Here is a 5,475-nt window from a genome sequence, read left to right on the forward strand (position 1 = left end):
GACGGTGTCGAAGTGACCGCTGACACCGAAAGCCGCGCCGCCTGAGAATGCGCGTCACCCAAATTCAAGCATAGCTCCTGGTTTTGTTATCAAAGGGTGAGGGATGAGCCCAATCAAAGACCGTAAAAGCCTTTGATGTAAAACAAATGCAACTTTTTATCCGCCCCCATCCCGATTGAGATGCATTATCACTGCGGCGCAACCGGTCCGTCGACGTGATCCAGCCGAAAAATTCTATCATCCGGCGGTCCAGAAAAGGGGCCAGCGCACGTCATGCTGTCAATTCATCCACGCGTTCTAGCTGTACTTCACGCGCTGGCCGACCAATTGTAGCGCGCAAATCGTCTAATTCGATAAAACTATCGGCTTGACGCCGCAACTCATCTGATGCCATGGGCGGATGACTGCGAGTAGTAGAAACTATTGAAACACGCACGCCCTGACGCTGCAAGCTTTCCACCAAGGGTACCAAATCACCATCCCCCGTAAAAAAAACGGCATGGTCTATACGGGGTGCTAATTCCATTGCGTCTACAGCGATGTTAACTTCCATATTTCCTTTAACTTTTCGGCGCCCCATGCTGTCTACGTATTCTTTAGCCATTTTCGTGACAACAGCATATCCATTATATTGAAGCCAATCAATTAAAGGACGAAGCGGGTTGAACTCCTCGCCGTCAACAAGTGATATATAGTATCCGACACGCATTACTTTTCCTCGGCGAACAAACTCCCGATGAAGTAACTTGAAGTCTACCTCAAATCCCAGCGTGCGTGCCGCGTTATAAAGCGCGGATCCATCAATGAATAAAGCAAGCCGTTCATCTTTATAAAACATAAATATAACTCCAATTTAATTAAGCTTGATCTCTAATCAAAAACCAATTCAAATGGTTCACAGTAACACTGGTTTCGGGGGATTTCCCTTTGTTCTTTCATGGAAACAGGCAATCCGAAGTATTCCTTGCCATCCAAGCGAACGGCTATCTTACCGTCTTCAAGCTGGCCAACCTGCAAGCCTTGCACTGAAATGTAGTTACTTAATTTTATCGTTCTGATCACATTAAATTCTCCCGACCTAAACACGGCTTTGAGTTTAACTAGGCTGCAAAGAATTGATGAGCTCAATAAAGAATTATGCTGATATCTTTAGTTGGAAAATATGCGCCGCTTCTGACCCATTGATTTCGAGTGTTTCCGCGGGGTGACGCCTTTGCGAACTTGGCCTGAATATCGTGACTTCTTCATAGTGAATCTCCTTGGCATATCTTGCCGCGAAAATTATAATTTTCAACACAACCATTTTTCGGGGGGATTACCGAGCATTGGACTCAGCTTTATTGCGCGGTGATGCACGATTTTGCATTTGCTATACTTCTGTTGATTTTCTTTATCAAATCTGGGCAGTCTTCTATATTTCCATCTCGGGCTCGATCTTCTGCTTGACGTAACAATTTACTAAGCTTCACCAACCCAATCGCTGCAGTTGATCCAATTGCGCGATGTAGTATATCTGGCGTATTCGGAGTAGGATCCAAGATTGCGTCCGAAGCAGCGCTGATGTCTTTGCCTACACAGCTTAGCAAATTCAATGCGGACGCTTCGCCAATAAATTCGACCAGCTCGTCAAAATCGAATTCTGGTTCGGTGCCATCATGTTCGTCGGTTGTGGCATCAAAATGGATGTCGGCCTCTTTGTCGCTACATAAAGAAACCTTTGACAGCATTTTTATAAGCACATCTTTATTAATGGGTTTGTGCATCACAAAATTCACCTTGCTTAAAGAAAGATTTTCTTTCCATTTAAAAGTTGTATCGGCTGTTAGTGCCACAACCACAGCGTTCGAACAGCAACCTGCTGCTCGGATCATTGCGGTTGCTTCGGTTCCGCTAACGCCACCAGGCATGTTTATGTCCATAAATATGATATCAAAAGCAGTCTCGGCACAAAGATCAACGGCATCTAATCCGCTACTGGCCATTTGCACGTTACATCCCATTTTACGGATGGTTTGTGCTGTAAGGCTCAAATTAACTATGTTGTCATCAACAACAAGGCATTTGAGGTCAAAATCACCTGTTGTGATTTCATTTTCTGCTCGCGTGCATTCTGCAACCGTATCAGGGGCTAATGTTAATGGGATATCAAAGAAAAAACTGCTGCCTTGGCCCAGTTTGCTCGATACAGCCAATACGCCATCCAATTCGGTTACACCCTTTTGGGCAATGGGGAGCCCGAGGCCGGTGTGGTGATTAAACGCACCTCCCTGTGGTTGGCACGTTGTAAAGAATGGGTCGAAAATTTGTAAGCAATTTTCCCGTGATATCCCGATGCCACTATCTTGGACGATAACGTGCAAAGTCTGATTTTCGGCGTCAGTTGACGAAAACTCTAAATTTACCACGACTGTACCATTGTGGGTAAACTTAATCGCGTTACCGATCAGGTTGTACATAACACGCAAAAAGGTTCGGGGTTTTCCCATCCAAAGCTGATCTGTCGTTGCTCCGCTCACATTTAACAAAAGTTGAGTATTTTGAGGTGCTGCCAGAGAGCCCAATTCGTCAAAAATTTTACGCACCAAAGCCTCGGGCACGTGTGCGGCTAAAGGTTCGTTCACCTCCTCCATACGGCTAATCTGCAAGACATCGTTGATCTGCTCAAGGCTGCGCAGGCCGCAGTCGCGCGCTGTCTGTAACAACTCACGGCTCGACGGCTCAATGCCCTCATCGTCGATCAGCTCCAAGGACGCCAGCAATCCGTGTAGCGGCGTCCGCATTTCGTGACTCATCGTTGCCAAAAACTTTGATTTCGCAGCTGCGTGAAGGCTGGCTTCCTCCATCGCATTCTGCAGTATCCGTTCGTGTGCCAATTGCTCGGAAATATCACGTATAAAGGCAATATGGGTCGCTTGTCCTAAAAAGTCACGACTAGCGCGAAGAGAAAGCTCGATCGAAACCTCGCTCCCATCTGCGCGCATACCGACAGTCTGCACTGACCCCGCATCAATCAGTTTCCCCTGCCCTGTGTTTTTGTAATGGCCCATGCCTTTTTGATGCGCTGCGCGCAGACGTGTGGGGATAATCGTATCTGAAATGCTACGGCCCAGCATATCCGCCTCACTGCGGCCGAACAACTTTTGGGCTTCCGGGTTGAATAACAACACGTTTCCATTGCAGTCGCAAATGATCACGGCAAGCGTTGCTTTCTCATAGACCATGCGAATATTGTCTGTAGCATTTTGTAGGTTCCTGAATTGTCGCGCTATTTGTTTACGCAGCCGAAGCGCCAAAAACATGGCCCCGCTCATTAGAAACAACAAAGCAATATTAGTTGTCAAAAGCCTCGACCACAGCACAGCCTCTTGCGATCGGGCAGTCTGAGCTTGTTCAACAAAATGATCGAGCGCCCCTAGCGATATTTGGCGTATGGGCTCATCCAGCGCCGCAATTCCTGCTTGGAATTGCAGCAGAGCTGCGGGGTCTGTAAAGTCAAGTCCATCAAAAGTGTCGGCAAGCGCGTCACGCGAACGGACAAGTTCGACGACCTTTAGCCTCAGATTTTCGGGCGTTGCTTTGGTGCCGAGTATGACAGATGTGATTATGGTTCGGCTGAAAAAAATGTCAAAAGCCACCGCTACAATATCGGCCGATACGTCTATGTACGCAGGGCTACTGACCTGATGCTGGTATTCCGCAACCCGGAACAAAAGGTTTTGATGGTCAACCTCCATCTGCACTACGCTCCACATACGGCTATCAGAAGCAGCTACACGTGTTTTCTCCAACTGTAGGTGAAATTGTATTGCAATGTGTAGCAGCACAGCCAAAGTAGCACCCAGCACAGCAACAAGAAGCGGAGCACTCAAAATGCTGTTCAGTCGTGTATTCTGCTGGTTAGACTGTAGAAGCAAACCCATTTTTTAGGCCTGCAAGACTGTGATTTTAATGAGCTGCCAGACACTTACAGCGTAAATTCTTTCGGTGCGAAATTCGCCACTTTCGCTGTAGGGAAAAACGATCCAAAGAGGGCCTTTATCACGCCGTTTAAGTGGAGCCCCGTTGATATGCGTCGCAATGATTGGGGCATTGTCAGAAATTAAGGTTTGCGCCATATCAATGCTGTAATTATTGATTGCTGTCAGGCGCAATTTTCCTGGCCCTGCAGCCCAACGGTCTAAGACGGAGGACAGTGCAGGCCCCGAGAAAGTTTTTTCACCTTTAGTCCAAGGCGTTTCGGTTTGAATTTCGATCTGAGGGAGCGTCATCAAATCTGCATCTTGTAATGAAATAGGATGTTTGTTGTTGATGTCACCGTCCAGCGTCAAAGAAATGGACTCAGCTGCAGCTGCAGTCCAAGAGCTAGCAAGATAGGCTGCGCTAATTGTCAGGAAACGTCTTCTTTGCATAAGTTCCTCAAGTTTATAGGTAAAAGTAAATGTTCCGCCCAGTTAGAGGATTATGCTCACCTAACTTAGTTGTAAATTGTATCTTTAGATATCACGCCCCACCTTAGGTGCGGTTGCGGTGCGTATACGCTTTCCTCCAAAGAGCCATAGAAGTTTCAATACGAGTGCAATTGTGACGCATTTATTTTCTGTGATGAATATACTAGTGTACAAGAGAAAGCCCAAAAATGAACACTATAAGAGATGTCGCTAACGTGCTAAACAATGAAACAGACGCAACAGACATCCAAAAAAAAATTACGATTCTAATCGCGGACGACCATGTATTGTTGGCGGAATCCGTTGCGGCTGCACTTGCCGCTCCACCAAGACAGTTTCGCGCGCAGATTGTATCAACGTTTGATGAAACGCTTGCAGCACTTTCATCTGGCGTAGATTTCGATTTGGTGATGCTCGACCTCAAAATGCCCGGTATGATGGGATTGAAAAGCGTAATCAAAGTGATCGAAACGGCTAAGCCGACATGGGTTGTTTTGCTCTCGGGAAATGTCGATCAAGCCATAGTTCAGGCTGCTATTGACAACGGGGGGCGCGGTTGGGTGCCAAAGACATTATCACTCAGAGCATTGGTCAGTGTCGTTGACTTGGTTCTTTCCGGTCAGATTTTCGTGCCGGCTGATGACCGAACAAAAAGCACCAACTCTGGCGCTTCCGGTGCTTCATCCCTGAGCGAAAGAGAAATCGGCATTATGCAATTAGCTTCAGAGGGTCGAACGAATAAGGAAATTGCTTCAGCGATTGGAGCAAGCGAAGTTACCATAAAAATGCATATGCGCGCGATATGCCGTAAATTAAATGCACGAAACCGCGCCCATGCGGTGATAATCAGCAAAGAATGGGATATTATTTAGCGCAAGACCGACCAAGGCAATGATTTTGGTCGTCAGGCCGCCACGTGAGCGTCCCATGGCGTGCTGCTCATTCATTCAAGAGTTATTGTCAAATCTGGTGTTTGAGGCTTGTCGGTCATGCGGCGATCTGGTCTGGGGTTGTGGCTTCAATTCCG

The 5,475-nt window shown here is 47.0% G+C and carries 4 protein-coding genes; 1 reads left to right on the top strand and 3 read right to left on the bottom strand.

What is annotated here, in order from left to right; translation table 11 throughout:
- Window positions 1–271: 271 nt before the first annotated feature.
- The 3 genes from ACEN2J_RS20325 to ACEN2J_RS20335 form a co-directional block, all read right to left on the bottom strand.
- Complete coding sequence (locus ACEN2J_RS20325; protein ID WP_442108510.1) at window positions 272–838, bottom strand: LabA-like NYN domain-containing protein; 567 nt, start codon at window positions 836–838, stop codon at window positions 272–274.
- Between the two features lie 499 nt (window positions 839–1,337).
- A complete protein-coding gene (locus tag ACEN2J_RS20330) occupies window positions 1,338–3,920 on the bottom strand; it encodes an ATP-binding protein (protein WP_442108512.1) in 2,583 nt (860 codons plus the stop codon).
- 3 nt (window positions 3,921–3,923) lie between these two features.
- Window positions 3,924–4,409: an oxidoreductase gene (locus ACEN2J_RS20335; RefSeq protein WP_442108514.1), complete on the bottom strand. Its 486-nt coding sequence runs from the start codon at window positions 4,407–4,409 to the stop codon at window positions 3,924–3,926.
- A 227-nt stretch (window positions 4,410–4,636) separates the two neighbouring features.
- On the opposite strand from ACEN2J_RS20335, the gene ACEN2J_RS20340 reads away from it, so the two are divergent.
- A complete protein-coding gene (locus tag ACEN2J_RS20340) occupies window positions 4,637–5,320 on the top strand; it encodes a LuxR C-terminal-related transcriptional regulator (protein ID WP_442108516.1) in 684 nt (227 codons plus the stop codon).
- Window positions 5,321–5,475: the final 155 nt, after the last annotated feature.

It is taken from the genome of Pseudorhodobacter sp. W20_MBD10_FR17, assembly GCF_052119765.1.
In the GTDB taxonomy this organism is placed as follows: domain Bacteria; phylum Pseudomonadota; class Alphaproteobacteria; order Rhodobacterales; family Rhodobacteraceae; genus Pseudorhodobacter.

Coding starts and splice junctions, on each gene's coding strand:
- ACEN2J_RS20335 (WP_442108514.1), bottom strand. CDS start 4,409: ATGCAAAGAAGACGTTTCCTGACAATTAGCGCAGCCTATCTTGCTAGC.
- ACEN2J_RS20330 (WP_442108512.1), bottom strand. CDS start 3,920: ATGGGTTTGCTTCTACAGTCTAACCAGCAGAATACACGACTGAACAGC.
- ACEN2J_RS20340 (WP_442108516.1), top strand. CDS start 4,637: ATGAACACTATAAGAGATGTCGCTAACGTGCTAAACAATGAAACAGAC.
- ACEN2J_RS20325 (WP_442108510.1), bottom strand. CDS start 838: ATGTTTTATAAAGATGAACGGCTTGCTTTATTCATTGATGGATCCGCG.